At 70.4% G+C, this 25,450-nt stretch carries 24 protein-coding genes; 9 read left to right on the plus strand and 15 right to left on the minus strand.

The features are described from left to right. Window positions 1-171: 171 nt before the first annotated feature. Together OG741_RS16345 and OG741_RS16350 are read left to right on the plus strand one after the other, a co-directional pair. The gene (locus tag OG741_RS16345; protein WP_405598498.1) at window positions 172-1,119 is read left to right on the plus strand and encodes a helix-turn-helix domain-containing protein; all 948 of its coding nucleotides are present in this window, start codon (window positions 172-174) and stop codon (window positions 1,117-1,119) included. Between the two features lie 52 nt (window positions 1,120-1,171). Beyond that, complete coding sequence (locus OG741_RS16350; RefSeq protein WP_405598501.1) at window positions 1,172-1,759, plus strand: Uma2 family endonuclease; 588 nt, start codon at window positions 1,172-1,174, stop codon at window positions 1,757-1,759. Between the two features lie 305 nt (window positions 1,760-2,064). On the opposite strand, the gene OG741_RS16355 is transcribed toward OG741_RS16350, so the two are convergent. Then, window positions 2,065-3,222, minus strand: a complete 1,158-nt coding sequence (locus OG741_RS16355; protein WP_405598504.1) for an acyl-CoA dehydrogenase — start codon at window positions 3,220-3,222, stop codon at window positions 2,065-2,067. A gap of 188 nt (window positions 3,223-3,410) precedes the next feature. On the opposite strand from OG741_RS16355, the gene OG741_RS16360 reads away from it, so the two are divergent. After that, complete coding sequence (locus OG741_RS16360) at window positions 3,411-4,754, plus strand: UDP-glucose dehydrogenase family protein (protein ID WP_405598506.1); 1,344 nt, start codon at window positions 3,411-3,413, stop codon at window positions 4,752-4,754. A 115-nt stretch (window positions 4,755-4,869) separates the two neighbouring features. Here the strand turns inward: OG741_RS16360 and OG741_RS16365 are convergent, their stop codons facing one another. After that, window positions 4,870-5,388, minus strand: a complete 519-nt coding sequence (locus tag OG741_RS16365; protein ID WP_405598509.1) for a CGNR zinc finger domain-containing protein — start codon at window positions 5,386-5,388, stop codon at window positions 4,870-4,872. An 87-nt stretch (window positions 5,389-5,475) separates the two neighbouring features. On the opposite strand from OG741_RS16365, the gene OG741_RS16370 reads away from it, so the two are divergent. Then, window positions 5,476-5,838: a VOC family protein gene (locus OG741_RS16370; RefSeq protein ID WP_405598512.1), complete on the plus strand. Its 363-nt coding sequence runs from the start codon at window positions 5,476-5,478 to the stop codon at window positions 5,836-5,838. A gap of 22 nt (window positions 5,839-5,860) precedes the next feature. Here the strand turns inward: OG741_RS16370 and OG741_RS16375 are convergent, their stop codons facing one another. From OG741_RS16375 to OG741_RS16390, 4 genes are all read right to left on the minus strand, one after another. After that, a complete protein-coding gene (locus tag OG741_RS16375) occupies window positions 5,861-6,955 on the minus strand; it encodes a dipeptidase (RefSeq protein ID WP_405598515.1) in 1,095 nt (364 codons plus the stop codon). Between the two features lie 142 nt (window positions 6,956-7,097). Next, window positions 7,098-8,294, minus strand: coding sequence for a dipeptidase (locus tag OG741_RS16380; protein ID WP_405598517.1), 1,197 nt, complete (start codon window positions 8,292-8,294; stop codon window positions 7,098-7,100). 6 nt (window positions 8,295-8,300) lie between these two features. Then, complete coding sequence (purE, locus tag OG741_RS16385; protein ID WP_266475849.1) at window positions 8,301-8,822, minus strand: 5-(carboxyamino)imidazole ribonucleotide mutase; 522 nt, start codon at window positions 8,820-8,822, stop codon at window positions 8,301-8,303. Then, window positions 8,819-9,937 carry a 5-(carboxyamino)imidazole ribonucleotide synthase gene (locus OG741_RS16390; RefSeq protein ID WP_405605599.1) on the minus strand — a complete coding sequence of 373 codons (1,119 nt, stop codon included), beginning with the start codon at window positions 9,935-9,937 and terminating at the stop codon, window positions 8,819-8,821. The genes purE and OG741_RS16390 overlap by 4 nt, the downstream gene beginning before the upstream one ends. Window positions 9,938-10,129: 192 nt before the next feature. On the opposite strand from OG741_RS16390, the gene OG741_RS16395 reads away from it, so the two are divergent. Beyond that, window positions 10,130-10,639, plus strand: coding sequence for a GtrA family protein (locus OG741_RS16395; RefSeq protein WP_266475845.1), 510 nt, complete (start codon window positions 10,130-10,132; stop codon window positions 10,637-10,639). A 42-nt stretch (window positions 10,640-10,681) separates the two neighbouring features. Here the strand turns inward: OG741_RS16395 and OG741_RS16400 are convergent, their stop codons facing one another. Then, a complete protein-coding gene (locus tag OG741_RS16400; RefSeq protein WP_405598522.1) occupies window positions 10,682-11,947 on the minus strand; it encodes an ATP-binding protein in 1,266 nt (421 codons plus the stop codon). A gap of 172 nt (window positions 11,948-12,119) precedes the next feature. Beyond that, window positions 12,120-12,797 carry a response regulator transcription factor gene (locus OG741_RS16405; RefSeq protein ID WP_405598524.1) on the minus strand — a complete coding sequence of 226 codons (678 nt, stop codon included), beginning with the start codon at window positions 12,795-12,797 and terminating at the stop codon, window positions 12,120-12,122. Between the two features lie 462 nt (window positions 12,798-13,259). Between OG741_RS16405 and OG741_RS16410 the strand changes: the two genes are divergently transcribed. After that, complete coding sequence (locus tag OG741_RS16410; protein ID WP_405598526.1) at window positions 13,260-14,765, plus strand: peptide MFS transporter; 1,506 nt, start codon at window positions 13,260-13,262, stop codon at window positions 14,763-14,765. Between the two features lie 79 nt (window positions 14,766-14,844). Here the strand turns inward: OG741_RS16410 and OG741_RS16415 are convergent, their stop codons facing one another. The 7 genes from OG741_RS16415 to OG741_RS16445 all read right to left on the minus strand — a co-directional run bounded on the left by OG741_RS16415 (window position 14,845) and on the right by OG741_RS16445 (window position 20,560). Then, complete coding sequence (locus OG741_RS16415; RefSeq protein ID WP_405598528.1) at window positions 14,845-15,204, minus strand: hypothetical protein; 360 nt, start codon at window positions 15,202-15,204, stop codon at window positions 14,845-14,847. 223 nt (window positions 15,205-15,427) lie between these two features. Then, window positions 15,428-16,723, minus strand: a complete 1,296-nt coding sequence (locus tag OG741_RS16420; RefSeq protein WP_405605601.1) for a hypothetical protein — start codon at window positions 16,721-16,723, stop codon at window positions 15,428-15,430. A gap of 14 nt (window positions 16,724-16,737) precedes the next feature. Continuing rightward, window positions 16,738-17,796 (minus strand): hypothetical protein, encoded by a 1,059-nt coding sequence (locus tag OG741_RS16425; RefSeq protein ID WP_405598529.1) that lies wholly within the window; start codon window positions 17,794-17,796, stop codon window positions 16,738-16,740. Continuing rightward, window positions 17,793-18,695, minus strand: coding sequence for a hypothetical protein (locus tag OG741_RS16430; protein WP_405598531.1), 903 nt, complete (start codon window positions 18,693-18,695; stop codon window positions 17,793-17,795). Before OG741_RS16430 ends, OG741_RS16425 begins: the two co-directional genes overlap by 4 nt. A gap of 3 nt (window positions 18,696-18,698) precedes the next feature. Further along, window positions 18,699-19,364: a peptidase gene (locus OG741_RS16435; protein WP_405598533.1), complete on the minus strand. Its 666-nt coding sequence runs from the start codon at window positions 19,362-19,364 to the stop codon at window positions 18,699-18,701. A 173-nt stretch (window positions 19,365-19,537) separates the two neighbouring features. Then, on the minus strand, window positions 19,538-20,032 hold the full coding sequence (locus tag OG741_RS16440; protein WP_405598535.1) for an ATP-binding protein: 495 nt from the start codon (window positions 20,030-20,032) through the stop codon (window positions 19,538-19,540). Window positions 20,033-20,191: 159 nt separating this feature from the next. Further along, the gene (locus OG741_RS16445; protein ID WP_405598537.1) at window positions 20,192-20,560 is read right to left on the minus strand and encodes an STAS domain-containing protein; all 369 of its coding nucleotides are present in this window, start codon (window positions 20,558-20,560) and stop codon (window positions 20,192-20,194) included. Between the two features lie 328 nt (window positions 20,561-20,888). Between OG741_RS16445 and OG741_RS16450 the strand changes: the two genes are divergently transcribed. The 3 genes from OG741_RS16450 to OG741_RS16460 all read left to right on the plus strand — a co-directional run bounded on the left by OG741_RS16450 (window position 20,889) and on the right by OG741_RS16460 (window position 25,411). Further along, complete coding sequence (locus OG741_RS16450) at window positions 20,889-21,791, plus strand: RNA polymerase sigma factor SigF (RefSeq protein WP_405605603.1); 903 nt, start codon at window positions 20,889-20,891, stop codon at window positions 21,789-21,791. Window positions 21,792-21,924: 133 nt separating this feature from the next. Next, window positions 21,925-23,193, plus strand: coding sequence for a DegT/DnrJ/EryC1/StrS family aminotransferase (locus tag OG741_RS16455; protein ID WP_405598540.1), 1,269 nt, complete (start codon window positions 21,925-21,927; stop codon window positions 23,191-23,193). Further along, complete coding sequence (locus tag OG741_RS16460) at window positions 23,150-25,411, plus strand: lipopolysaccharide biosynthesis protein (protein WP_405598542.1); 2,262 nt, start codon at window positions 23,150-23,152, stop codon at window positions 25,409-25,411. The genes OG741_RS16455 and OG741_RS16460 overlap by 44 nt, the downstream gene beginning before the upstream one ends. The last annotated feature ends 39 nt before the right edge of the window (window positions 25,412-25,450 follow it).

Consider the following 25,450-nt stretch of genomic DNA (forward strand, 5'->3'; position numbering starts at 1 on the left):
ACCCCACCCCGCCCCCGTCACCCTCCCGGGTGACTTTGGCCAATCGAGCTGGATTTCGGGCGGGTTGACGGGCATATGCTCGCCGCGACAACCACAGACATGCGTCGGCCCCCGGCCGGGACTGCAATCCCGATCGAGGGCCTGACCACCGAGGAAGTTAGGCCCTTCCCGATGGATACCCAGCAGGTTAGCGCGCCCTCGCGCGCCTCGTCCCGTGTACCCGGACGCGTCACCCCTTTCGGTGCGATCCACATGAACTCGGTCCACACCAGCCGCTTCACGATCGTCGGCAACCACCTCGCCCAGCACGGCGAGTTGTCGCTCACCGCGATCGGGCTCGCCGTCCACATCCAGTCGCTGCCCGACGGGGCGAAGACCAGCATCAAGGTGCTCGCCGACCGCTTCCCGGAGAGCGAGGCCCGCATCGCCGCCGCCCTGCGCGAACTGGAGGAACACAGCTACCTGGCACGCACCCTGGAACGCCTCCCCGGCGGCAAGCTCGTCACGCGCACGATCTCGTACAACCAGCCCGGTGCCGCCCCGGTTCCCGCCGCAGAGCCCGAGCCGCAGACCGAGCCCGGCCGACCGGCGCCGGTACGAGCCACACCCCCGCCTCCCGCAGCGGAACCCGAGCCCGCCGAGCCCCTGGCCCCGGAGCCCGCCCAACCGGCCCCCGCCACGGAGGCGACCCCCGCCCCCGTACCGCACCAGCCCCCCGCGCGCCCGCCGCTCCCCCAGCCGCAGACACCCGACCTGGAGCGCCACCGTGCGGCCACCGACCTCCTCGCGGGCCTGCGCCGCGACGAGCCCCGGCTGCTCCTCGGCGAGCACGATGTCCGCCGCCTGGCCCCCGCCGTCGCCGCCTGGCTCGAACGTGACGTCCACCCCGACGCCGTACGCCACGCGCTCACCGCCGACCTGCCCGACCGGCTGAAACAGCCCGCAGGACTCCTCGCCCACCGGCTCACCGCGCTCCTCCCGCCCCCGCTCCACGCCGCACCCACGCCCCCAAGACCCCGCGACCCACTCCAGAACTGCGACCGGTGCGACCGCGCCTTCCGCTCCCCGGAACCAGGCCGGTGTCGCGACTGCAGAACCGACCTCGCCGAGGCCGCCTAGCATGAAGGGGACGACCCCTGCCGCCGGGTACGGACGACGAGGAGCGAGCACCATGACCATCGCCCCGGACGACGCGCAGCACGACGCCCGCCAGTACCAGGTCATGCGCGAGTTCGTTCAGTCGATGGACGACACCCTTCCCGGCAAGTTCGAGATCACCAAGGAAGGGATCGTCCACGACATGATGTCGCCCGCCAGACCGCACGAACTCACCGTGCTGCGGGTACGCAGGCGCCTCGAAAAGGTCCTGCCGGACGAGCTTGTGGCCCATACCGGCACACCGGACGTGGAGCACCCGTCCGAGGGCATCATGCGGCACCCGGACGTGATGGTGATCGCCGAGTCCGACATGGAGGGCGAGGGTTCGTTCGATCCTCGCACGCTCCTCGCTGCGATCGAGGTCGTCTCGCGGTCGAACCCGGACAACGACTGGGTGGGCAAGATGCGGGACTACCCCCTCCTCGGCGTCCCGGTCTACGCGGTCTTCGATCCGCGCACCGGCTCGGGAGCGGTGCTCTGCGACATCCACTCCACCCCGGCGGGTCCTCGCTACGCCACGCGCAAGGAGTTCGTGTACGGCGAGGACGTCACCATCGGCGACTGGACCATCCCGACCGGGGACCTCCCCCGGTACGCATAGCCCGTCGCCCGGACCGTCGGCGTAAGGACCTCACTCGTCCAGCGACGAGCCCCGCGCGTTCAGTACCGCCCGCCGCCGATTCCTCGCCCGGCGAGCCCACTCCGGCGCCGTACGGACGCGTTCCGGAACCTCCGCCGCTGATCCAACAAACGAACGCCCCTGCCGATCACAGCAGGGGCGTCCTTTGGTTTGTTCGAGCGATCAGAGCAGACACCCAGGTTCACCCCGGAATGGGCTCGAACGGGCCGGAACCCGAGCTAGCCTTCCTGACCGAGCCACAGGGGCTCTGACCTGCAAAAACCCTGCTACGGCAGGTTGCGGGCCATGACGATCCGCTGGACCTGGTTCGTGCCTTCGTAGATCTGGGTGATCTTGGCGTCGCGCATCATGCGCTCCACCGGGTAGTCGCGCGTGTAGCCGTAGCCGCCGAGCAGCTGGACCGCGTCCGTCGTGACCTCCATCGCGACGTCGGAGGCGAAGCACTTCGCCGCCGCGCCGAAGAAGGTCAGGTCCCCGTCGCCGCGTTCCGACTTGGCGGCCGCGGAGTAGGTGAGCTGGCGGGCGGCCTCGAGCTTCATGGCCATGTCGGCGAGCATGAACTGAATGCCCTGGAAGTCGGCGATCGGCTTGCCGAACTGCTTGCGCTCCTGGACGTAGCCCTTGGCGTAGTCCAGCGCACCCTGGGCGATACCGAGAGCCTGGGCCGCGATCGTGATGCGGGTGTGGTCCAGGGTCTTCATCGCGGTGGCGAAGCCGGTGCCCTCCGCGCCGATCATGCGGTCGGCGGGGATGCGGACGTTGTCGAGGTAGACCTCGCGGGTCGGGGAGCCCTTGATGCCGAGCTTCTTCTCCGGGGCGCCGAAGGAGACGCCTTCGTCGGACTTCTCGACGACGAAGGCCGAAATGCCCTTGGAGCGCTTTTCGGGGTCGGTCACGGCCATCACCGTGTAGTACTCGGAGACGCCGGCGTTGGTGATCCAGCGCTTCACACCGTTGAGGACCCAGAAGTCGCCGTCGCGGACGGCCTTGGTCTTCATCCCGGCGGCGTCGGAGCCCGCGTCCGGCTCGGAGAGGCAGTACGAGAACATCCCGTCGCCGTTGGCGAGCGGGCCCAGGTACTTCTTCTTCAGGTCCTCGGAGCCGGAAAGGATCACCGGGAGCGAGCCCAGCTTGTTCACGGCCGGGATAAGAGAGGAGGAGGCGCAGACGCGCGCGACCTCTTCGATGACGATCACGGTCGCGAGGGCGTCGGCGCCCGCGCCGCCGTACTCCTCGGGGACGTGGACGGCGTGCAGGTCGGCGGAGACGAGCGCGTCCAGCGCCTCCTGCGGGAAGCGGGCCTCTTCGTCGACCTCGGCCGCGAACGGCGCGATCTTCGCCTCGGCGAGCGAGCGGATGGCGTCACGGAGCATGTCGTGCTCTTCGGACGGGCGGTACAGGTCGAAATCAGCCGATCCGGCCACTGTCTCTCACTCCCCAGGGAACGCTAACTACCGTTAAGTAACCTAATTTTAAAGGTCCAGCAGCCCCAAGGCATACGTGACCTTGGCGACAGCGGAAAAGAGCTCTGCTCGCCGGGCTCGCGACCCCGGTGCGGGGCGCGGCTATGCTCGGGCAGGCATTCCCAGCCCGCGATTCACTGGAGCACCGCATGGCCCTCAAGATCACCGTGATCGGCACCGGATATCTCGGCGCCACCCACGCCGCGGCCATGGCTGAATTGGGCTTCGAGGTCCTCGGACTCGATGTCGTGCCCGAGAAGATCGAGATGCTCTCCGCGGGCAAGGTCCCGATGTACGAGCCGGGGCTGGAGGAGCTGCTTGCCAAGCATGTCGCCGGGATCGAGGGATCGAGCGGGCGGCTGCGCTTCACGACCTCGTGGGAGGAGATCGGGGAGTTCGGCGACGTCCACTTCGTCTGCGTGAACACCCCGCAGAAACACGGCGAGTACGCCTGCGACATGTCGTACGTCGACCGCGCCTTCGCCTCGCTCGCGCCGCAGCTGAAGCGGCCCGCCCTGGTCGTCGGCAAGTCGACCGTCCCGGTCGGCAGCGCGGCCCGGCTGGCGGCTCTGCTCACCGAACTGGCCCCGGTGGGCGCGGACGCCGAGCTGGCGTGGAACCCCGAGTTCCTGCGCGAGGGCTTCGCCGTCCAGGACACGCTGCACCCCGACCGGATCGTGGTGGGTGTGGAGAGCGAGCGTGCGGAGAAGCTGCTGCGCGAGGTGTACGCGACACCGGTCGGCGAGGGCTCGCCGTTCGTGGTGACCGACTTCCCCACCGCCGAGTTGGTGAAGACCTCCGCGAATTCCTTCCTCGCGACGAAGATTTCCTTCATCAACGCGATGGCCGAGGTGTGCGAGGCCGCCGACGGCGATGTCGTGAAGCTCGCCGAGGCCATCGGATACGACGAGCGCATCGGCTCCAAATTCCTGCGCGCGGGCATCGGCTTCGGCGGTGGCTGTCTGCCGAAGGACATCCGCGCGTTCATGGCCCGCGCCGGTGAGCTGGGCGCCGACCAGGCGCTGACCTTCCTGCGCGAGGTCGACTCGATCAATATGCGGCGCCGCGGCCACATGGTGGAGCTGGCGCGGGAGGCCGTGGGCGGCGGATCGTTCCTGGGCAAGCGGGTGGCCGTGCTCGGGGCGTCCTTCAAGCCCGACTCGGACGATGTGCGGGACTCGCCCGCGCTGAATGTCGCCGGGCAGATCCATCTGCAGGGCGGTCAGGTCACGGTGTACGACCCCAAGGGCATGGACAACGCGCGCCGGCTGTTCCCGACCCTCGGGTACGCGGACACGGCGCTGGAGACGGTCCGGGGTGCGGACGTGGTGCTGCACCTGACGGAGTGGCGCGAGTTCCGCGAACTGGACCCGGCGGCGCTGGGCCGGGTCACGTCGCGCCGGATCGTCCTGGACGGGCGGAATGCGCTGGACCCGGTGAAGTGGCGCGAGGCGGGCTGGACGTATCGGGCGATGGGGCGGCCGCGGGCGTAGGGCTCGGCCCGGGGGACCTTTTCCCCTACCCGCCCAATCCCGAACTGGGGGCAAGCCCCCAGACCCCGTATGCGACCTTCGGCCGCATGTCCTCAAACGCCGGACGGGCTGAAATTCAGCCCCCGGCAGAAGCCTTGCCCCTGGCCCGGTACGTGCGCATCTTGGCGCGGGCGCCGCAGACCGACATCGAGCACCAGCGGCGTCGACCGCCCGGGCTGCGGTCGTAGTACACCCACCGGCAGTCCTCCGCCTCGCACGCCTTCAGCCGCGCCCATGTCCCGTCGGCCGACGCCGCGGCGAGCGCCTCGGCGATGCGGGAGACGAGCGCGTCCGGGTCCGCCGGGCGGAGTGCGGCGGTGCCGTCTTCCGCGACGGTGACGTACAGCGGCGCCCCGGCCAGCAGGTCGTCCAGCGCGGCGGGCGAACGGTCCGACCGGTGGCCCGCGTGCGCGAGGCAGGCGGCGCGCAGGGCTTCACGCAGTTCGCGCGCGGGCGGCACGTCCTGCTCGGCGAGACCGAAGACGGCGCGGCCGTCCTCCGTGTCGAGGGAGTCGGTGCCGGTCTCGACATCGAGCGTGTTCACCAGGGCCTCGACCAGCGCGAGGCCACCTGGCGCGGTTTCCCTCTCATTCATGGTTGCGACGTTACCTCCGATGCGGGAGCATGAAGTAACCGTTACCGGTTGAGCCATTTCAACGGTAACTCTTTCCGAGGAGGAGTCATGCCCATCGCCACCCTGGGGACCGTCGTGCTGGACTGTCCCGACCCCGTCGCACTCGGCCGCTTCTACGCAGGCGTGCTCGGCGGTGAGATCGAGAACGACGGCGACGGCTGGGTGTCCCTCAGGGGAGCCGCCGGGACGCCGCTCTCGTTCCAGGTCTCGCCCGGTTTCGTACCGCCGAAGTGGCCCGCGCCGGACGCCTCCCAGCAGTTCCATCTGGACCTGACGGTGGACGACCTGGACGCGGCGGAGAAGGACGTACTGGCACTGGGCGCGAAGGCGCTGGACGCCGACGACAAGGCGCGGTCGTGGCGGGTGTACGCGGACCCGGCCGGGCATCCGTTCTGCCTCTGCGCCTGCTGAGAAAGAGCTCCGGCCCCGCGGCTCAGCCGTCCTGCGGTGTCGGTCTCGCCGTCGACGGGGGCCGGCGCGCCTGGATCGCGCGGGAGACGAATTCCGCGTCCCTGAGAACCCTGGACACGTTCGTCCAGGTCAGGGCCTCGATATCGGGCTGCGGCCAGTCGCGGTCCAGGAGTTCGGCGATCAGGCGCGGGAAGCAGGACACATCCGCCAGGCCGGGGGCGTGCGGGGAGCCCGTGTCGTAGGCGCCGGTCAGGGCCACCGACTGCGGGCCCGCCGTCTCGCGGACATGGTCCAGGCGGTCCGCCGTCTCACGGATCGAGGCGCCCGTGCAGGCGACCATGCACACACCGCAGTTGGCGCGCAGCTGGCGCAGCACGTCGTCCGGGACCGGCTCCGGGTGGTGTGAGATGACGACGGGAGCCTTGGCCACGACGAGCGCGCGGCGCATCGTTTCCAGCGTGCAGCCGGAGAGGTCGACGAGGATGCCCAGACGGTTCATCTCCCGGACGACCTCCTGGCCGAAGGGGGTCAGTCCGGCGCGCTGTGTCCAGCGGGCGCCCGCGAGGGTGACGCTGCGGACGCCAAGGGCGTGATACGCGCGCAGTGTGGCGAGCGAATCGCCGAGGGCCGGGCCCGCCACCGGGCCGAGCAGGGCGGCTATGCGGCCGCAGTTGCGCGCGTCGGCCAGGTCGCCCGCGCTCAGAGCCAGGCGCAGGCCGTCGGGGCACTCGGCCACCAGGGCGCGGACCAGGTCGAGTTGTTCCAGCGTCGCCGTCACCGCGCGGTCCCCCGTGGGCTCGCCGCGCACCTGCAGGGACCAGAACTGCGCGCCCACCCCGCCGTCCCGCAGCCGCGGGATGTCCGTCTCCAGCATGCGCTCGCCGTCCTCGATGTCGTACGAGGGGAGCTCCCGCAACGCCAGGGCGAGCCCGCTGCAGCCGTCGGCTATCGGGTGCGCGGCGAGGAGTTCGCGTGCGCGCTCCAGGCTTCCGCCGGCCGGGCTTGCGGCGGCCGGGTCGGCGGGCTCGGTGGACGGCTCTCTGCGCGGCGGCGCCACATCGTCGAGGTTGCCGACGGCTATGGTCTCGGCCGGGGGGTCGTTCTGCAGATCTGCCATGGGTGCTCCGAGCGTCGACGGCGGTGCCGTGGATCAACCGTGGCACGGGAGCGGCGAGGCTTCACGGCAGGTGGTGCGTTCGGGGGTACGGGCCGTATGCGGGATACGCCCCGCATACGGCCCGTACTCCCGTCGGCCCGTCTCAGCCGTCGAGCTGCTCGATCGTCGCGTTCGAGGGACCGCGCTCCGCCTGGAGGCCGCGGGCGACGTCCTCCGCCGCGCGCAGCGTACGGACCGCGTTCTGCCAGGTCAGCTTGGCGAGGTCCGAGGCGGACCAGCCGCGGCCGAGCAGTTCCGCCATCAGGTTCGGATAGCCCGCGACATCTTCGAGACCGGCCGGTGTGAAGGCCGTCCCGTCGAAGTCGCCGCCGATGCCGATGTGGTCGACGCCGGCCACCTCGCGCATGTGGTCCAGGTGGTCGGCGACGGTCGCGACCGTCGCCACCGGCCGCGGGTTCGCCGCCTCGAACGCGGCGTGGACCTTCATCGCCCCGGGCGTGGTGTCCAGGGGGTGCAGGCCGTGCGCCTCCATGTTCTCGTCGGCGGCGCGGGTCCAGTCGACCGCCGCGGGCAGGATGAACTTGGGCACGAACGTGGCCATCGCGACGCCGCCGTTCGCGGGCAGCCGCTCCAGCACGTCGTCGGGGATGTTGCGTACGTGGTCGCAGATCGCCCGGGCCGACGAGTGCGAGAAGACGACCGGTGCGACCGAGGTGCCGAGCGCGTCGCGCATCGTCGAGGGGGCGACGTGCGAGAGATCGACGAGCATGCCGATCCGGTTCATCTCCCGTACGACCTCGTGGCCGAAGGCCGACAGGCCGCCGACGCCGACCTCGTCGGTCGCCGAATCCGCCCACGCGATGTTGTCGTTGTGGGTCAGGGTCATGTAGCGCACGCCCAGCGCGTACAACGCCCGCAGCGTGGCCAGGGAGTTGTTGATGGAGTGGCCGCCCTCGGCGCCCATGAGAGAGGCGATACGGCCCTCGCCGCGCACCTTCTCGATGTCGTCCGCGCACAGTGCGGCGGCGAGGTCCGCCGGATAGCGCTCGAGCAGCTGGCGCACCCCGTCGATCTGCTCCAGGGTCGCGCTGACCGCGTCGTCGCCCGCCATGTCGCTGCGTACGTACACGGACCAGAACTGCGCGCCGACGCCGCCCTTGCGCAGCCGCGGGATGTCGGTGTGCAGCTCGCCGGTCCGGTCACCGGCGATGTCCATGCGGTTCAGGTCGTAGCGGACGTGCTGGCGCAGCGCCCAGGGCAGGTCGTTGTGGCCGTCGACGACCGGGTGGGACGCGAGCAGCTCGCGTGCCTGGCTCAGGTGGTCCGTGGGGGATTCCATGCGCTGTTACTTCCCGAAGCCGAAGGAATCCGCACCTGCGACCTTGGTTCGCAGCCGCTTGCCCTTCTCGGTCGCCTGGTCGTTCAGCTCCTGCTGGAACTCCCGCATACGGGCGAGGAGTTCGTCGTCGTGCGTGGCCAGGATCCGGGCCGCGAGCAGACCCGCGTTGCGGGCGCCGGCGACCGAGACCGTGGCGACGGGCACTCCCGCGGGCATCTGCACGATCGACAGCAGCGAGTCCATGCCGTCGAGGTACTTCAGCGGTACGGGGACGCCGATCACCGGGAGCGGGGTGACGGAGGCGAGCATGCCCGGAAGGTGGGCCGCTCCCCCGGCGCCCGCGATGATCGCCTTGAGGCCGCGGTCGGCGGCCTGCTCTCCGTAGGCGATCATTTCGCGCGGCATCCGGTGCGCGGAGACGACGTCGACCTCGTACTCGATCTCGAACTCGTCCAGGGCCTGCGCGGCGGCCTCCATGACGGGCCAGTCGGAGTCGGACCCCATGACAATGCCAACGACAGGGCTCATTCGTTGATCGTTCCTCTGAGATAGCCGGCTGCGTGACGGGCGCGCTCCAGCGCGTCGTCCAGATCGTCGCCGTAAGTGTTGACGTGACCCACCTTGCGGCCGGGCTTGACGTCCTTGCCATACATATGGATCTTCAGCTGCGGATCGCGGGCCATGCAGTGCAGATACGCCTGGTACATGTCCGGGTAGTCGCCGCCGAGGACGTTGGCCATCACGGTCCACCTGGCCCGCGGGCGCGGGTCGCCCAGCGGCAGGTCGAGCACCGCGCGGACATGGTTGGCGAACTGCGAGGTGATCGCGCCGTCCTGGGTCCAGTGGCCGGAGTTGTGCGGGCGCATCGCCAGCTCGTTGACCAGGATGCGGCCGTCGGTCGTCTCGAACAGCTCGACCGCGAGATGGCCGACGACGCCGAGCGCGTCGGCGATCCGCAGGGCGAGCTCCTGCGCCTGGCCCGCCAGCTCCGGGTCCAGGCCGGGCGCGGGTGCGATCACCGTGTCGCAGACGCCGTCGACCTGCCGTGACTCGACCACGGGATAGGCGACGGCCTGGCCGTGCGGGGAGCGGACGATGTTCGCCGCCAGCTCACGGGTGAAGTCGACCTTCTCCTCGGCGAGGACGGGGACGCCCGCCTTGAAGGGGGCCTCGGCGTCGGCCTGCGTACGCACGAACCAGACGCCCTTGCCGTCGTAGCCGCCGCGCACGGTCTTGAGGATGACGGGGAAGCCGTCGCCCTCCTCGGCGAAGGCCGTCACATCGGCGGGGTCCGTGACGATGCGGTGGCGCGGGCAGGGCGCGCCGAGCTCGTCGAGCTTCGCGCGCATCACGCCCTTGTCCTGCGCGTGCACCAGGGCGTCGGGCCCCGGGCGGACGGGGATGCCGTCCGCCTCCAGGGCGCGCAGGTGCTCGATCGGGACATGCTCATGATCGAACGTGAGCACGTCGCACTCCCGCGCGAACTCACGCAGCGTGTCCAGATCGCGATAGTCGCCGATGACGACATCGCTGACCACCTGGGCCGCGGAGTCCTGCGGGGTGTCACTGAGGAGCTTGAATCTGATGCCGAGGGGGATGCCCGCCTCGTGGGTCATACGGGCGAGCTGGCCGCCGCCGACCATGCCGACTACCGGGAACGTCACCCTCTTAGGGTATCCGCCGCCCCGGCGCCCCCTGCCGCCCGCGGCGCCCGGCCGGGGTCGGGCTTGTCACAGCCTCGCCACATGGTTGGGTACGTCCCCGGGCGGGGGCGAGAGCGGGTGGTTAGCATGGCTGCGTTGACGCTGCCGAAACGATGGGGCTGGACTCTCACTATGAGTGAACGAGGCAGTGCGCTGCGCGGGCAGCTCGATCAGCTCTCCCGCGAAGTCGCCAAGTTCGGAGCGGTGGGCGGTGCGGGGCTGCTGGTCAACCTCGCCGTCTTCAACCTCGTACGCCACACCACCGAGATCCCCGTGGTGCGGGCGTCGATTCTGGCGACCGTCGTCGCGATCGCCTTCAACTACGTCGGCTTTCGGTACTTCACCTACCGGGACCGCGACAAGAGCGGACGCACCAAGGAGCTCACGCTCTTTCTGCTGTTCAGCGTGGTCGGCCTGGTGATCGAGAACGGCATTCTGTACGCGGCGACGTACGGCTTCGACTGGGACAGCCCGCTGCAGAGCAACATCTTCAAGTTCCTCGGCATCGGCCTCGCGACGCTGTTCCGCTTCTGGTCCTACCGCACCTGGGTCTTCCGGGCGCTGCCAGCACGCGAGGCCGTGCACACGGCGGAATCGTTCCTGGGGCAGCGGCGGCCGGAGCCCGACCGCGTCGGGCGCTGAGCGGCGGGCTCCGCCTGAGCGTCGATCGCTGAGCCGTCCGCTTCAGCGGACCGTGGGCGGGCCGTTCTTGCGGCTGCGGGCCACCCGGCTCAGGAACAGCGCGAAAACCGGCGGATGCTGCTGGAGCAGCTCCAGCCGGCCACCGTCCGCCTCCGCCAGATCCCGGGCCACGGCCAGTCCGATGCCGGTGGAATTGCGGCCGCTGATGGTCCGCTCGAAGATCCGCGCGCCGAGGTCGGCCGGGACGCCCGGGCCCTCGTCGGTCACCTCGACCACGGCCTGGTTTCCCGTGACACGGGTCCGCAGCGCGACCGTTCCGCCGCCGTGCATGAGCGAGTTCTCGATCAGCGCGGCGAGCACCTGGGCGACCGCGCCCGGGGTGCCGACGGCCTGCATGCCCTGCTTTCCCGAGCAGACGATGGCGCGGCCCGCACTGCGGTAGGCCGGGCGCCACTCCTCCAGCTGCTGCTTGACCACCTCGTCGAGGTCGAAGACGACGGCGGAGCCGGTGCGGGGGTCGCGGGAGTTCGTGAGCAGCCGGTCCACGACGTCGGTGAGCCGCTCCACCTGCGCGAGCGCGATGCTCGCCTCCTCCTTCACCGTGTCCGGGTCGTCGGTGAGGGTGATCTCCTCCAGCCGCATGGAGAGCGCGGTCAGCGGCGTACGGAGCTGATGCGAGGCGTCCGCGGCGAGCCGGCGCTCGGCGGTGAGCATGCGCGCGATGCGCTCGGCACTGGAGTCGAGGACGTCCGCGACGCGGTCCAGCTCGGGGACGCCGTAGCGCTTGTGCCGGGGGCGCGGGTCGCCGGAGCCGAGGCGCTCGGCGGTCTCGGCGAGATCGGTGAGCGGGGAGCCGAGGCGGTTCGCCTGGCGTACGGCGAGCAGCACGGCGGCGACGACGGCGAGCAGCGCGACCCCGGCGATGATCAACAGGGTCCGCCCGACCTCGCGCGTCACGGACGAGCGGGACTCCTCGACGGTGACGCTCTCGTTGCGCTCACCGTGCGCGACCCCACGGATGACGCTGCCGGTGGGACGCTTGCCGATCTCGATCGGATCGCGGCCGGGGATCGTGATCAGGGCGTACCGCTTGGCGCCGCTCTGCTCGGAGAGGATGTCGGGGTTGACGGGCTCACCGCCGATGAGCCGGCTGTCGACGATGCTGACGAGCCGGAGGGCCTCGGAGTCGACGCTTTCCTGGGCGCTGCTGGAGATGGTGCGGGTCTCGACGAGGACGAGGGAGACACCGAAGACGGCGATGACGACGAGGACGACGGCGAGGGTCGAGGTGATGAGTCGTCGTCGCATGGTGCTCTCCGGCGGTGTCCGTTTGGTCGTTTCCAGGGGTCGTGGCTGCCGTGGGCCAGGGGCGTTGGCGGTTGCTGCCCGGTGGGTGGCTTCGCGGGCGAACCCGGAGGTCCGGCCCGGACAGGGTCACTCCCCACCGGAACGGCGTGAGCGCGGGAGGCCGTCCCGGGGCTCAGCTCTTTTCGAAGCGGAAACCCACACCCCGCACCGTCGCGATGTACCTCGGGTTCGCCGCGTCGTCGCCCAGTTTCTTGCGCAGCCAGGAGATGTGCATGTCCAGCGTCTTCGTCGAAGACCACCACGTCGTGTCCCAGACCTCGCGCATCAGCTGGTCGCGCGTGACCACCCGGCCCGCGTCCCGGACCAGGACGCGCAGCAGGTCGAACTCCTTCGCCGTGAGCTGCAGTTCCTCGTCGCCCATCCAGGCGCGGTGCGACTCGACGTCGATCCGCACGCCGTGCGTCGACGGCGCGGGCGAGGGTTCAGAGGCGCCGCGGCGCAGCAGGGCCCGGACCCGGGCGAGCAGTTCGGCGAGGCGGAACGGCTTGGTGACGTAGTCGTCCGCGCCGGCGTCCAGGCCGACCACGGTGTCGACCTCGTCCGCACGGGCCGTCAGCACCAGGATCGGCACCGTGTGGCCCTCGGCGCGCAGTCGTCTCGCGACCTCCAGGCCGTCCATGCCGGGCAGCCCCAGGTCGAGCACGACGAGGTCGACACCGCCTGCCAGTCCGGCGTCCAGCGCCGCCGGACCGTCCTCGCGGACCTCGACCTCGTAACCCTCCCGGCGCAGGGCGCGGGCCAGCGGCTCCGAGATGGAAGCGTCGTCCTCGGCGAGCAGTACACGGGTCATGGGGTGATGGTAGTCCGCGTGACGTACGCGTCGTTGCGTGATCGGCAAGGCCTGCGGGTTAAGGATGCGATCATGATGACGACCTTCGATTCAGGGCACCCGGTTCCAGGTATGCCTGTGATCCATCTCTCAAGTCCTTCCATATGCCGCCGTGTCGTGTCGTAAGGTGGCATGACGCCTGTAGCACGACACGGGACCTTTGGCCTGCCAGACCGGTCAAGGGTCTCTTTGCTGCGCGAGGTTGGGTTGCCGGCCTCGAGACAGTGAATGACCTGTGGGCCGGGCCCCGAGCGCGACACAGCGCGCGGGGCGTGGATCCCGGTGCGGACTGTCCCCCGTCTTCGCCTTCCGCGAAGTGAGCCCCAAAGGCGTGGGGTGGGACACCTCCCCGGTGCCGGCCGCCCCCCACCGGGCGCGTACCGCTCACGAAGCGCCGCGTCCCGAGCTAGCAAGGATCGACCCATGGCGTCCAGCCTGACGAAGGACACTGCCGGTACCCCCTCCGGCGAGAAGACCTTCTTCGGCCACCCCCGCGGTATGGCCACCCTCTTCATGACCGAGATGTGGGAGCGCTTTTCCTGGTACGGAATGCGCGGCATCCTCGTCCTCTACTTGATCGCGGGTGTTCTCGACGGGCCCCTTGAGGGTCGTGAAGCCCTGGCCGCGTCGATCTACGGTGTCTACAACGCCGTCGTCTACATGGGCGCGATGCCCGGCGGCTGGATCGCGGACCGCCTCTGGGGTGCGCGCAAGGCCGTTCTCGTCGGCGGCATCGTCATCGCGCTGGGCCACTTCACCCTCGCGATCCCGACCGACATCGCCTTCTTCTGCGGTCTCGCCCTGATCGCCGTCGGTACGGGCCTGCTGAAGCCGAACATCTCCGCGATGGTCGGCGGCCTCTACGAGGGGCAGCCCAGCGCCCGCCGCGACGCCGGTTTCACGCTGTTCTACATGGCGATCAACATCGGCGGCATGGCCGCTCCGCTGGTTGTCGGCTACCTCGGCGAGAACGTCAACTGGCACCTCGGCTTCGCCGTTGCCGGTATCGGCATGAGCCTCGCCGTCGTCCAGTACATCCTGGGCGGCCGTCACCTCGGTGACGTCGGCAAGGAGCCCGCCACACCGGCCTCGCCGGAGGAGAAGCGCGCGACGCTGCGCAAGGTCGTGCTGTGGGGCGGCATCGCCGTCGGCGCGCTGGTCATCGACCTGGTCGCGGGCACGTACGACATCGAGCACATCGTCAACGTCCTGGCCATCCTCGGCATCGTCGTGCCGATCGTGTACTTCGCCATGATCTTCCGTAACCCGGCGCTGAAGAGCGAGGACAGGCCGAAGATCCAGGCCTACGTGTGGTTCTTCGTGACCGCCGTGCTGTTCTGGATGATCTACGACCAGTCCGGCTCGCTGCTGACGATCTTCGCCGACAACAAGACGGACCGCATGATCGGCGGCTGGGAGTTCCCGGCCTCCTGGTACCAGTCGGTCAACCCGATGATGGTCATCATCCTGGCCCCGCTGTTCGCCGCTCTGTGGGTCAAGCTGGCCCAGCGCAACCGCGAGCCCAGCACCCCGATGAAGTTCGCCCTGGCGATGCTCCTCATCGGTGGCTCCTTCGCGATCATGGGTCTGGCCGGCGCCGCCGCCGCCAACAGTGAGACCGGCAAGGTCACTGTCTTCTGGCTGCTCAGCGTCTACCTCGTTCAGACCCTCGGCGAGATGTGCCTGTCGCCGGTCGGCCTGTCCCTGTCGACCAAGCTGGCTCCGAAGCAGTTCGTCGGCCAGATCATGGGTCTGTGGTTCCTCGCCACCTCGACGGGCAACGCCCTGAACGGCTGGACCACCAAGCTCAACGCCCCGCTGGGCGACGCCGTCTACTACACGATGTGGGCGATCATCGCCGTCGTCGCGGGCCTCGCGTTCATGACGGCGGGCAAGAAGATCCGCGCGCTCATGGGTGACGTCAAGTAACTCCCCCGCGCCTGCGGGCGCAACAGAGCCGGGCCGGTACGAAGCGATTCGTACCGGCCCGGCTCATGTGTTCAGCTGGTCAGCTCTTCGTCTGGACCTTGAACCCGCGCAGGAAGTTCTTGGTGCCGCACCTGACGTTCGACTTCTTGCCCGGCGACACCCACGGGCCGTAGAGGGTGTAGGTGACGACCGTCTCGCGGGCGCCCTGAACCTGGTCGCACTTGATCTCCACCCGATGGAGACGGACAGCCTTGCCGCTGCCCTTCTTGACACACGTGGAGTAGGCCGTGGGCCTGCCAATGCCGTCCATGTCGGCGTACGCCTTGCACGCGTACTTGGCCGTGGCCGCCTCGGCCGGGGCCGCGGTGACCAGCCCTGTCGCCGTCGCCCCCATCAGGATGGCGAGCGTGCCCGTGGCGAACTTCTTCCCCCAGCGCATTTGCTTTCCTTTCTGCGGCCGTGCGCCACGATGGACGGCCAGAACTCATCGAGCTGCACTTATGGCCGATTGCCCAACTCCGCCTTCACTCAGGCGAATACATGGAACATATCCGTCCGGATCTTGGACAGGCAAAGCGCGAAGGCCGATCTGAGCAACATCTGAGCCAGACGCAGTCCGGCCCCGGCCTGGTGGGCCGGGGCCGATGTGCCGGTCGGTCGCTCTAGCGCGTACCGCGCAGCCTGCGCCACGGGGTGAAGGTGAAGACCGCGCCGCCCAGCAGGATCACCGTGCCCGCGACCAGGGCCAGGGCGCGGAGGGCGCCGTCGTTGTCGGAGCCCGTCTGGGCCAGGCCGCCGCTCGTGCTCGTGCCGCCGCTCGATGCGCCGCCGCCCGAGCTGCCGCTGCCGTTGCTGGAGCTGCCCGACGCGCCGCCCGGCTGGGCCGAGGTGTCGAGTTCGAGGGAGGCCTCCGCCGTGCCCTTGACCGTGCACGGGATGCTGATCTTCTGGCCGCCCAGGGTGACGTCGATCGTCAGGGTGCCGGGGCTGAGTGTGGACTTGCCGTTGGCGCCCGGCTTGTACGTGCCGGTCATGTCGGGCAGGTCGACCGGTTTGCCCTGTTCGAGGGGGTCGGGGTTGGCGGGGCCGGTGACCGGGACGGTGCCCTTGTCGGCTCCGCCGAGAAGGACAGCCATGGAGGGTTTGAGTGCGCCGGCGGGGAGTGCCGCCGGGCTGTTCATGACGCCCTTGGCCGTCTTGACGACCAGGTCGTAACTGCCGCCGTTCTTCTTGGCGTTGATGGTCACCTTGGAGTTGATGCTCGCCGGTCCCGGCGACTTGCACGCGAAGGCGACGGTGACTTCCTTGCCGGGGAAGTCGGTCTGGCCGCCGCCCCCGCCGGAGGTGGATCCGCCGGACGTCGAGCCGCCCGACGTGGTTCCGCCCGAGGTCGAACCACCGCTCGTCGTGCCGCCCGACGTACCGCCCCCGCCGTCCGTCACCTTGATCGTCGCCGCCGCCTTGACCGTCTCCTTCGGCGTGCACTTGGTGTCGGTCGACATCGGCTTGGAGACGTTGATGTTGTACGCGTCCGGCGTCAGCGTGACCTCCCCCGCCGTGGTCAGCTTGATCCTGCCCTTCATGTCGGACAGCTTCATCGGGCTGTTCTTGGGGATCGGCGGGTTCGAACGCGGTCCCTCCATCACGATGTTCACGGTCTGCGCCCCGGCCGCCTTCAGCGTGCCGGTCGGCTTCACCGTGTCCTTCTCCAGGTCGAGGATGTCGGGGTTCTTCGAGGCAGCCTCGACGAACTTCCACACCACTTCGACCTCGTCGCCGACCTTCGCCTCGGCGGGAGCGGTGATCTGCACCTTCGTGGTGCCCTGCACGGGTGGCAGCCCCGAGATGGGCGGTGGGATGCACTCCGTCTTGTAGGCGACCTCGGCTGCCTGGGCGGGGCTTGCGGCCAGCAGGATCCCCGCGCCGCCGAGCATCAGCGCGACCCCGGCCGCGCTCATCCTCCGTTGCGTGCTCACGAATGTCCCTTCGTCGTGGACCGGTTGTCTGACGGTGCGGAGTCAGGTGTGAACCACGGCAGAGCCGCCGTGGTGGTCGTGGTGCTCCTCGGCCCGGGGTCCGGTGGCCTGCGGCGCAGCCGTACGGTGCGGTGGCGGCCGTTGCCGTGGGCGCGGGGGCGGACGCGGTCGACGACCGCCATGCCGATACGGAAGACGGCGGCGGGCACGACCACGGCGAGCAGGATCCAGAAGATCGTCACGCCCCAGGGACGGCCGACGCCCCACGGCTGTTCGGCGAGCACCTTGGTGCCGTACTTGACCGAGATCTGGTAGTCGCCGTGCGCTCCGGCCGAGAGCTGGACGGGCAGCTTGACCAGCACTTTCTGGCCGGGCGCGATGGTGCCGCGCCACTGCTGCTCCTCCCACTGCGGGGCGAAGACGCCGTGCGCGGTGCCGATCTGGAAGACGGGGTCCTTCACCGGCTCGGAACCCAGGTTGCCGACGGTGAATTCGAGCCGGCGGGACGGCGGGGCTCCGAAGAAGACGAGGATGCCGGAGTCGCCTTCGAGCCGGGTGGCGGCGAGCACGGCGAGCCTTCCGCCGCCGGTGGGCCCGGGCAGCGGGGCGGTGGGGTGCCCCGCGACGACGAACGGGGCGTCCACGAGGGCCTGTTCACCCGTGACGGTCGCCACGTGCACCACACATGGGCAGGGTCTGGGCGGTTCGGCGACCGGCATCTTCTTGCTGAAGGCGCCCTTGGCGTCGGTGGTGACGGCGCGGCCGTCGGCGTTGGCGCAGGCGTTGGTGCCGCCGATGACGCCTTTGCCGGGCACGGCCTGCCCGCAGATGAGCATCATCAGCAGGGTGTTCGGCCGCCATCCGCTGCCGCTGACGGTGATGTCCCCGCCCGCGCCCGCCTGTTGGCGGGAGAGCTTGACCTCGGGTTGCGCGTCGGCCGCGGCGGCGCGGGGTGCCAGGGGGAACAGCAGGAACGGGAGCAGGGCGAGCAGGACGGCGAGGGTCTGCGCGGGACCGGCTTCGCGACGCGGCACGTCGGCTTCGTACATCCTCATGCTCCTGACCTCGCCAAGTGCCGTTCGCTGCCGTTCTGTTCAGGGGCCCGATCAGGGTCCGCAGGACCTCGGCGGCGCAGGAACCACACCGTGCCGCCCGCCGCCGCGAGCAGCCCCGCCGCGGAACCCGCCACCGTCGCCCAGGGCACGAACGTCGCCGACGCCGACCCCTTCGCCCGGGCGTCGCCGGGCGCCGTCGCCTCGACGTGGACCGTCACCGAGTCCAGGGACGGGTGCCCGGGCCATTTCTCGGTGAGGGTGACGCGCTGGGCGGGGAGGAGTTCCACCGGGAGCGTGCGCGGCGCGCGGCGCAGCACCTCGCCGAAGAGGCCGTCCGCGCGGATCGTCACGCGCGGGGTCAGGGCGGCGTTGCCGCGGTTGACGAGGGTGTAGCGGATCGCGCCGCCGGAGACCTTCACCTGCTCGACCGTGAAGGCCGCCAGGGTCGGGCCGCTGACGCGCAGATGGATCCGTACGCCCGCCTCCCGCCTGCCGGAGGCCGCCATGATCGCGCCGGGGTGGTCGCCGGGGAGCGCGCCCGGGGGGACCGTGACCGAGAAGGGGATCTGGGCGCGCGTGCGCGGCGGAACTCTCACGCGCTCGGAGGCGAGCGTGATCCAGGTGCCCGCGCCGTGGGACTGTCGCGCGCCGCGCACGGCGAACGCCCCGGTCTCGGTGTTGTACGCGTCGGCCGGGCGCAGCCGTACGGTGAGCGGCTGCGTGCCCGGGTTGGTCACGGACAGCGTGTCCTCCAGCACCGTTCCGGGCACGCCCTCCAGATAGACGTACGGCCGGTCGCCGCCCGGCCGCACCGTCCATGCCGCGTCCGCCGCCCGCGCCACGGGGGCGCACAGCGCGCACAGCAGCGCGGCAAGGGTGACGGCGAGGCGCGGCAGCACGGGTCAGCTCGCGGTCCGCTGACCGCGCCTGGTCAGCCAGAGCACTCCGGCAGCCCCGGACAGCAGCACGGTGCCGCCGAGCGTGCCGAGCGCGACGGCCGAGTCGAGCGGGCCGGTCCTGGGCAGTTCGCCGCCGCCGGAGGGCGCGGACTGGGAGCCGGTCGCCGCGGCGACGTCCAGTTCGAGGGAGGGCTTCGGATTGTTCTTGGGCGTGCACGTCGTCGTCGTACCAAGGGCCTTGATGGTCAGCACGCCGGCCGTGAAGGTGACCTTGCCACTCTTCTTGGGCGTGTACGTGCCCGACAAGTCACTGATTTTGATGGGGGTGTTGGCGGGGATCGCGGCCGCGTTCGGCGGCCCGGACACCGCGACCGTGCCCTCGTCGGCCCCGCCCAGCTTGATCAAGGCACTCGGCTTCATCGCGCCCTTGCCGAGCTCCACCGGGCTGGAGGAGACACCCTTCTGGAAGGTCATGGTCAGCTGGTAGCCGCTGCCGCTCTTGACGGCCTTGATGTCGATCGGCGAGACCGCGCCTTTCGGCCCGATCGGCGTCTGACACTGGTAGTCGACGTCCTGGACACTGGCATGGGCGGCGGGGGCGGCCATCAGCACCACCGAGCCCGCCACCGCTGCTGCCAGCGAGAGAGCTGTCCGCTTCTGGTACGACACCTCGAGTTCCCCTCATGCCGGAAGTTACCGCCGGGTGTCGCCGAAGTTACTGACGACACATCAGATCGGGCGCTCAAGGTACGCCTGCGACCTTGGGGAGGGAAGACAAAGAGCACGCCCTATTGACGTGCTCCACAAGAGTTTCAAAACCTGTCGTACACGACTGCGAGCGGCTACGACGGAGCGGCGAGGTCCGCCCAGACCGTCTTGCCCGGGGCGCCGGGGACCCGGACAACTCCCCAGTCCAGACAGAGCCGTTGGACGATGAACATGCCGTGCCCGCCGGGCCGGCCCGCCCGGTGCGGGGTGCGCGGCGCGGGCTGGCCGGTGCCGCGGTCCATGACCTCGAGGCGCAGCACCTTGCCGTCGCAGCCGACCCGCAGTTCCTCCGGGCCCTCCGCATGCAGGCAGGCGTTGGTGACCAGTTCGGAGACGACGAGCAGCACATCTTCGGCGGCCGCCCGGCGGTCGGCCGTGGCGGCGGGCAGCCAGCCCCAGTCGTAGAGCGCCTGGCGCGTGAAGTCGCGCGCGAGCGGCACGATGCCGCTCGCGCTGCCCAGGGCAAGCCTGCGCACCCTGGTGCCGGACACCCCGGAGGAGTCGGCGGCGCCGGCGCCGTTCGGCTCGGGACCGAGGTCGCCCGGCGGTTGCTGCCGGGTGGTGCTCATCAGCGCTTCACCTCACCGATTCACCGGTTCGCCATCTACTTCAGTACTCAGAGTGCTGGGCCATCAACGTTCTGCGGGGTTCTCCTGCCCTGCCGGATCGCGACAACACCCACGACGCCTGCGCGGTGCGCGTGACGCGGACTACAGGAAGGCGGGCCGTCAGCCGGAGAGGGCCTCTTCGAGCGAGTCGTGCAAGGTGAAGACCGCCTCCGCCCCGGTGATCTCGAAAACCCTCGCCACTACGGGCAGCATCCCGGCCAAATGGACCCCTCCCCCGGCCGCTTCCGCCTTCAGCCTGGCACCGAGCAGCACATTGAGTCCGGTGGAATCGCAGAATTCGAGCTGTGAGCAGTCGATGACAAGGCGCGCACGGCCCTGAGCGAGTGCTTCCTCCAAGGGCGCGCGGAGCAGATCGGCGGTGTGGTGATCCAACTCACCCGCCGGTTTCACAACCTCGCTGTGGCCCTCGGTCCGAACCTCGACCTGAAGCCGGCCCCGGTTCGCGCTGCCGACCGTCCCGCGGTCCATTGCCCGTCCCTCTTCGCGTGTCGTTCGCTGCGTCATCACTGCGTATTCGCCGATGGTGCGCCGGATCGTCCACCGTGCCGCTCTGCGCGCACAGCGCCGCCGATGACGGCGCTGACGTCCGACGAACATTACGCCTTCCGTACGCCCGGGGGCCAGCTGAACTCCCTATTAAAACGGGCATATGACGCATATGACACTTGCACCGGTCCACCCGGAGCGGGTAGGGCTAGTAGGGACACAAACAACCACGACCGGCTTTGGAGGCGCCGCTCACCGCAGCGCATGTATTGGCATCGGCAGCCATATGCCGAGAACGATGGAGGAGACCATGTCACCCCGGCTCGACGAAACGCGCACCCCCGCCGCGCCGTCGGCACTGCCCGCCCCCGGCACCCCCCCGTCCGCGAGCCCCGACGGCCTCGAACTCGTCGAGGCACTCCCGGAGATCCCGCCGTACGACGAGATGGGAGCGCTGGACGCGCGAGCCCTGTCCAAGACGCTCTTCGGACGGCTCGAGTCCCTCGAAGAGGGCACCCACGAGCACGCGTATGTGCGCAACACGCTCGTCGAACTCAACCTGGCGCTCGTGAAGTTCGCCGCCTCCCGCTTCCGCACCCGCAGCGAGCCCATGGAGGACATCATTCAGGTCGGCACGATCGGCCTGATCAAGGCGATCGACCGCTTCGAGCTCAGCCGGGGCGTGGAGTTCCCGACCTTCGCGATGCCGACCATCGTCGGTGAGATCAAGCGCTTCTTCCGCGACACCTCCTGGTCGGTGCGGGTACCGCGCCGCCTTCAGGAGCTGCGCCTCGACCTCGCCAAGGCGGGCGACGAACTCTCCCAGCGGCTCGACCGCGCACCCACCGTGGACGAGCTGGCCCAGCGGCTGGGCCTCAGCAACGACCAGGTCGTCGAGGGCATGGCGGCGAGCAACGCGTACACCGCGAGCTCGCTCGACGCCCAGCCCGAGGAGGACGACAGCGAGGGCGCGCTGGCCGACCGCATCGGCTACGAGGACCACGGTCTCGAAGGCATCGAGTACGTCGAGTCGCTGAAGCCGCTGATCGCGAGCCTTCCGCCGCGGGACCGCACAATCCTCTCGCTGCGCTTCGTCGCGAACATGACGCAGTCGGAGATCGGTGAGGAGCTCGGCATCTCGCAGATGCACGTGTCCCGGCTGCTGTCGCGCACTCTGGTCAGGCTCAGGGACGCCCTGACGCTGGAGGAATAGCCGCACGCACCGCGGGGACGCGCCGCACAGGCTGTCGGAAGGGCCCATTCCATGAGGGAATGGGCCCTTCCTCGTTATTGACGGGGCAGTCCCGATTGGTCCACATTGAGCGCGGGGTGAGTGGGGGGACAACATGGCCTCAGGGGAGGGCTGCCCGGCGGCGTTCGCAGCACTGGAAGAGCTGATGCGACAGCGCCTGGGCAGGGAATGTCTGTATGTGCCGTCATGCCGTCTCGGGCTGTATGTGGCGCTGCGCCACTGGTGCCCGCCCGGCGGGCGGGTGCTCATGTCTCCGGTCAACGACGACGTCATCTTCTTCGTGGTGCTGGCCGCGGGACTGCGTCCCGTCCAGGCGCCGCTGAGGGCCGAGGACGGTTCCCTCGACCTGGCGGCCGTGCCCGGGTCCGTATGGCACGGCCTGTCCGCCGTGCTCACCACCAATCTGTACGGAAATCCCGATCCGGCTCCCGAACTACGCGCCCGCTGCGACGCGTTGGGGATCCCGCTCATCGAGGACGCCGCGCACGCGATCGGCAGCGAGGTGGCCGGGCAGCCGGTGGGGAGCTTCGGCGAGGCGTCCGTCTTCAGCCTCTCCAAGCACACCGGGGCCAAGACGGGCGGATTCCTCACTGTCGCCGACCCCGCGCTGCGGGCACCACTGGAGCGGGCCAGGGACGACCTCCTGCAACCGAAGCGGCTCGCCGCCGAGCTCGCCTACGGCCTGCGCCCGTACGCCGAGGCCGGTGTGCGGGGACTGCGGCTGGTGGGGGCGGCCCGCGCCACCCTGCGGCTGCTCGGTCTCGAGGAGCGCGAGGACATCCGGATGGAGCTGCGGCCCGGCGAGCTGAAGCAGGCGATGTCGGCGGCGCCGGTGGCCCTGGAGGACTTCCACTCGTGGATACGGGTGGACATGCACGACTACCGCCTGAGACCGGGCGGGCTGCGGCTGCGGCGCACCGAGCGGCTGCTGACCCGCCTCGACAGCCGCCTGGCCGGCCACCGTGCCGGTACGCGGCTGCTCTCGGCCACCGAGTGGGCCCTGCCCCGGCCGGGACCCGCGCAGCCGCTGTTCCGGGTGCCGCTGCTGGTGGAGGACCGCGACGCTGCGATCGCCGCGCTCGCCCGGCGCCGGATCACCACCGGCTATCTCTACGATCCGCCGCTGGACGCGTACGCGGGTGACGTCTTCACCGATCCGTCGCCCGCGCCGGAAGCGGCCGCCTGGTTCGCCCGGCACGCGCTGCCCGTCGACCCGCTCCGGGCCGAGGCGGCGATATCCGTCCTCACCGAGCTGGGCGCCCGGCCTGCCGCGCTCCCGGCGGCCTTCGGCGCAGCCGCAGGCCGAAGAGCCCAGCACCATGCGTCGGAGGCGTCCGGCCCGCGGGACCGGGACCGTGGCTGAGACGACCCGGCTGCGCCGGCCGGACGCCTCCGACGCCGCGCCGCCGCCCGGCACCGAGCCGGACGGCGGCGCCGGGGACACCGAGCGGCCCAGCGGCGACTCGATGTTCCGCAATGCCTACGCCCTGATGCTCTCCACCGGCGTCTCCGCCGCCCTGGGCCTCGGTTTCTGGCTGGTGGCCGCCCGCTACTACAGCAAGGACGCGGTCGGCGAGGGCTCCGCCGCCATCGCCGCGATGCGGCTGCTGGCCTCCCTCACCGCCACCACCATGATCGGCGCGGTCGTGCGGTACGTGCCGCGGGCCGGACGGGCCACCGGGCCGCTGGTGTGGCGGGCGTACGCCGCCAGCTCCCTGGTGGTGTTCCTCGCCTCCGTCGGCTTCCTCTTCACGCTCGACCTGTGGGGCCCCTCGTACGCACCGCTCGGCGGCGTCGGTCCCGGGCTGCTGTTCATCGCCTCCTGTATCGCCTGGGCGCTGCTGACGCTGCAGGACGGGGTGCTGACCGGGCTGCGCAAGGCCGTGTGGGTGCCCGTCGGCAACGCGGTCTTCTCCATCGGCAAGCTGCTGCTGCTCGCCGCCTTCGCCACCGCCCTGCCCGTGCTGGGCATCTTCGTCTCCTGGGCCGCGGCGATCGCCCTGTCCGTGCTGCCGCTCGGCTGGCTGATCTTCCGCCGCCTCATCCCCTGGCAGGCCGCGGCCGACCACGACCGCGAGCCGCCCGCGCTGCGTGACATCGGGCGCTTCCTCGCGGGTGACTCGGTCGGCTCGCTGTTCTCGCTGGCGATGATCAATCTGCTGCCGGTGATGGTCGCCGTCCGCTTCGACGCCGCGAACAACGGCTTCTTCTACATCGCGTACACCGTCGGCGGGACGATGGAGTTCATGGCCATCAACATGGCCTCCTCCCTGACCGCCCACGCCTCCCACAGCCCGGAGACGCTCGCCGCGGGAGTGCGCGGAGCACTGCGCAGGATGGCCGTGCTGCTGGTGCCCGTCGTGCTGTTCCTGGTCGCCTTCGCCCCGCAGATCCTCGCCCCGTTCGGCGACGCCTACGCCGAGCACGGCACGACGGTGCTGCGGCTGCTGGCCGCCGCCTCGCTGCCGCGCGTTGTGGTCGAGCTCTATATCGGGGTGCTGCGCGTCCAGGGGCGTACGGGCATGCTCGCAGCGCTCCAGGGCACGATGTGCGCGCTGGTGCTGGGCAGTGCGGCCGTGCTGCTCGGGGTGACCGGGATCGCCGGCGCGGGCTGGGCGGTGCTGCTGTCGATGACGCTGATGGCCGCGGTGTCCGCGCCTGGGCTGCGCGCCGCGCTGTCGGGCCGTGAGCCCCGGCGCGCCTGGTTCGCCCGGCTGGTGCGGCGCGGTCGCATCGAGGAGGAGGTGTACGGCACGACGTGGGCGCGCCGGGCCGCCGAGCGCCGTGCGGAGGCGGTGGCCGAGTACGCCCGCGAGCACGGCTCGGACTGGGCGCGGCAGACCGCCTATCTGCGCGGTGCGCACGACGACACGGCCACGCCCGCTTTCGGTTTCCCCGTCTACGTCACCGATCCGGCCGGCGACGGGAAGGCGCGGCAGTCCGGGCTCCGGGAGGACGCGCAGGTGCCCGACCCGGGCGAGCGGCGGCCGGCTCTCGCGCTCTGGCTGATGCTCGGGCTCGTGGCCGTGCTGTTCTGGGCCCCGCTCTTCCGCGCCCCGGACATCACCATGGACCAGCTCTCCGGCACCCAGCTGCTCAGGGCCCTGCCGCCGGTCACCCTCACCGCGGGTGTGCTGCTGATCGTCGTCCACAGTGCCGCGATCTCGCTGCTGCGGCCGCGCCCCGCGCTGCTCGGCGCCGGGCTGCTGGTCACCTTCGCCGCCCTGCACTCCGCGCCCGCGGTGCTCGGCTGGGAACCGGAGCCGGTGGACGGCGCCTGGTACCGGACACTGGCCGGCTTCCTCGCATCGGCGGCCGGTCTGTCCGGCCCGGAACCGCTGCTGCGCTGGCTGCCGACATTCTGCCAACTGCTCTGTCTGGTCGCAATGTTGGCCATGGCGCGGGCGATCAGGCTGCCCGTGGCGGCCCAGTGGGGATCACTGTGGCTGCTCGCGGTGTGCGGCTGGGCGCTGCAGAGACCTCTCGCGCCCCTCGCGCTGCCGCTCCTGCTGCTTCTGACCTGCGCGGCACTCGCACTCGTCCGGATACGCGCGGCGCGTTCGGCGCCGAAACGGAACTGAACCACCAGGGGGACAAGCGTGCACCAGCCAACAACCGAA

This window comes from Streptomyces sp. NBC_01410, from assembly GCF_045040195.1.
In the GTDB taxonomy this organism is placed as follows: Bacteria; Actinomycetota; Actinomycetes; order Streptomycetales; family Streptomycetaceae; genus Streptomyces.

Coding starts and splice junctions, on each gene's coding strand:
- OG741_RS16440 (WP_405598535.1), bottom strand. CDS start 20,032: ATGAGCACCACCCGGCAGCAACCGCCGGGCGACCTCGGTCCCGAGCCG.
- OG741_RS16460 (WP_405598542.1), top strand. CDS start 23,150: ATGCGTCGGAGGCGTCCGGCCCGCGGGACCGGGACCGTGGCTGAGACG.
- OG741_RS16455 (WP_405598540.1), top strand. CDS start 21,925: ATGGCCTCAGGGGAGGGCTGCCCGGCGGCGTTCGCAGCACTGGAAGAG.
- OG741_RS16370 (WP_405598512.1), top strand. CDS start 5,476: ATGCCCATCGCCACCCTGGGGACCGTCGTGCTGGACTGTCCCGACCCC.
- OG741_RS16345 (WP_405598498.1), top strand. CDS start 172: ATGGATACCCAGCAGGTTAGCGCGCCCTCGCGCGCCTCGTCCCGTGTA.
- OG741_RS16380 (WP_405598517.1), bottom strand. CDS start 8,294: ATGGAATCCCCCACGGACCACCTGAGCCAGGCACGCGAGCTGCTCGCG.
- OG741_RS16365 (WP_405598509.1), bottom strand. CDS start 5,388: ATGAATGAGAGGGAAACCGCGCCAGGTGGCCTCGCGCTGGTCGAGGCC.
- OG741_RS16415 (WP_405598528.1), bottom strand. CDS start 15,204: ATGCGCTGGGGGAAGAAGTTCGCCACGGGCACGCTCGCCATCCTGATG.
- OG741_RS16350 (WP_405598501.1), top strand. CDS start 1,172: ATGACCATCGCCCCGGACGACGCGCAGCACGACGCCCGCCAGTACCAG.
- OG741_RS16450 (WP_405605603.1), top strand. CDS start 20,889: ATGTCACCCCGGCTCGACGAAACGCGCACCCCCGCCGCGCCGTCGGCA.
- purE (WP_266475849.1), bottom strand. CDS start 8,822: ATGAGCCCTGTCGTTGGCATTGTCATGGGGTCCGACTCCGACTGGCCC.
- OG741_RS16420 (WP_405605601.1), bottom strand. CDS start 16,723: ATGAGCGCGGCCGGGGTCGCGCTGATGCTCGGCGGCGCGGGGATCCTG.
- OG741_RS16425 (WP_405598529.1), bottom strand. CDS start 17,796: ATGAGGATGTACGAAGCCGACGTGCCGCGTCGCGAAGCCGGTCCCGCG.
- OG741_RS16390 (WP_405605599.1), bottom strand. CDS start 9,937: ATGGTCGGCGGCGGCCAGCTCGCCCGTATGACCCACGAGGCGGGCATC.
- OG741_RS16400 (WP_405598522.1), bottom strand. CDS start 11,947: ATGCGACGACGACTCATCACCTCGACCCTCGCCGTCGTCCTCGTCGTC.
- OG741_RS16410 (WP_405598526.1), top strand. CDS start 13,260: ATGGCGTCCAGCCTGACGAAGGACACTGCCGGTACCCCCTCCGGCGAG.
- OG741_RS16395 (WP_266475845.1), top strand. CDS start 10,130: ATGAGTGAACGAGGCAGTGCGCTGCGCGGGCAGCTCGATCAGCTCTCC.
- OG741_RS16360 (WP_405598506.1), top strand. CDS start 3,411: ATGGCCCTCAAGATCACCGTGATCGGCACCGGATATCTCGGCGCCACC.
- OG741_RS16445 (WP_405598537.1), bottom strand. CDS start 20,560: ATGGACCGCGGGACGGTCGGCAGCGCGAACCGGGGCCGGCTTCAGGTC.
- OG741_RS16405 (WP_405598524.1), bottom strand. CDS start 12,797: ATGACCCGTGTACTGCTCGCCGAGGACGACGCTTCCATCTCGGAGCCG.
- OG741_RS16375 (WP_405598515.1), bottom strand. CDS start 6,955: ATGGCAGATCTGCAGAACGACCCCCCGGCCGAGACCATAGCCGTCGGC.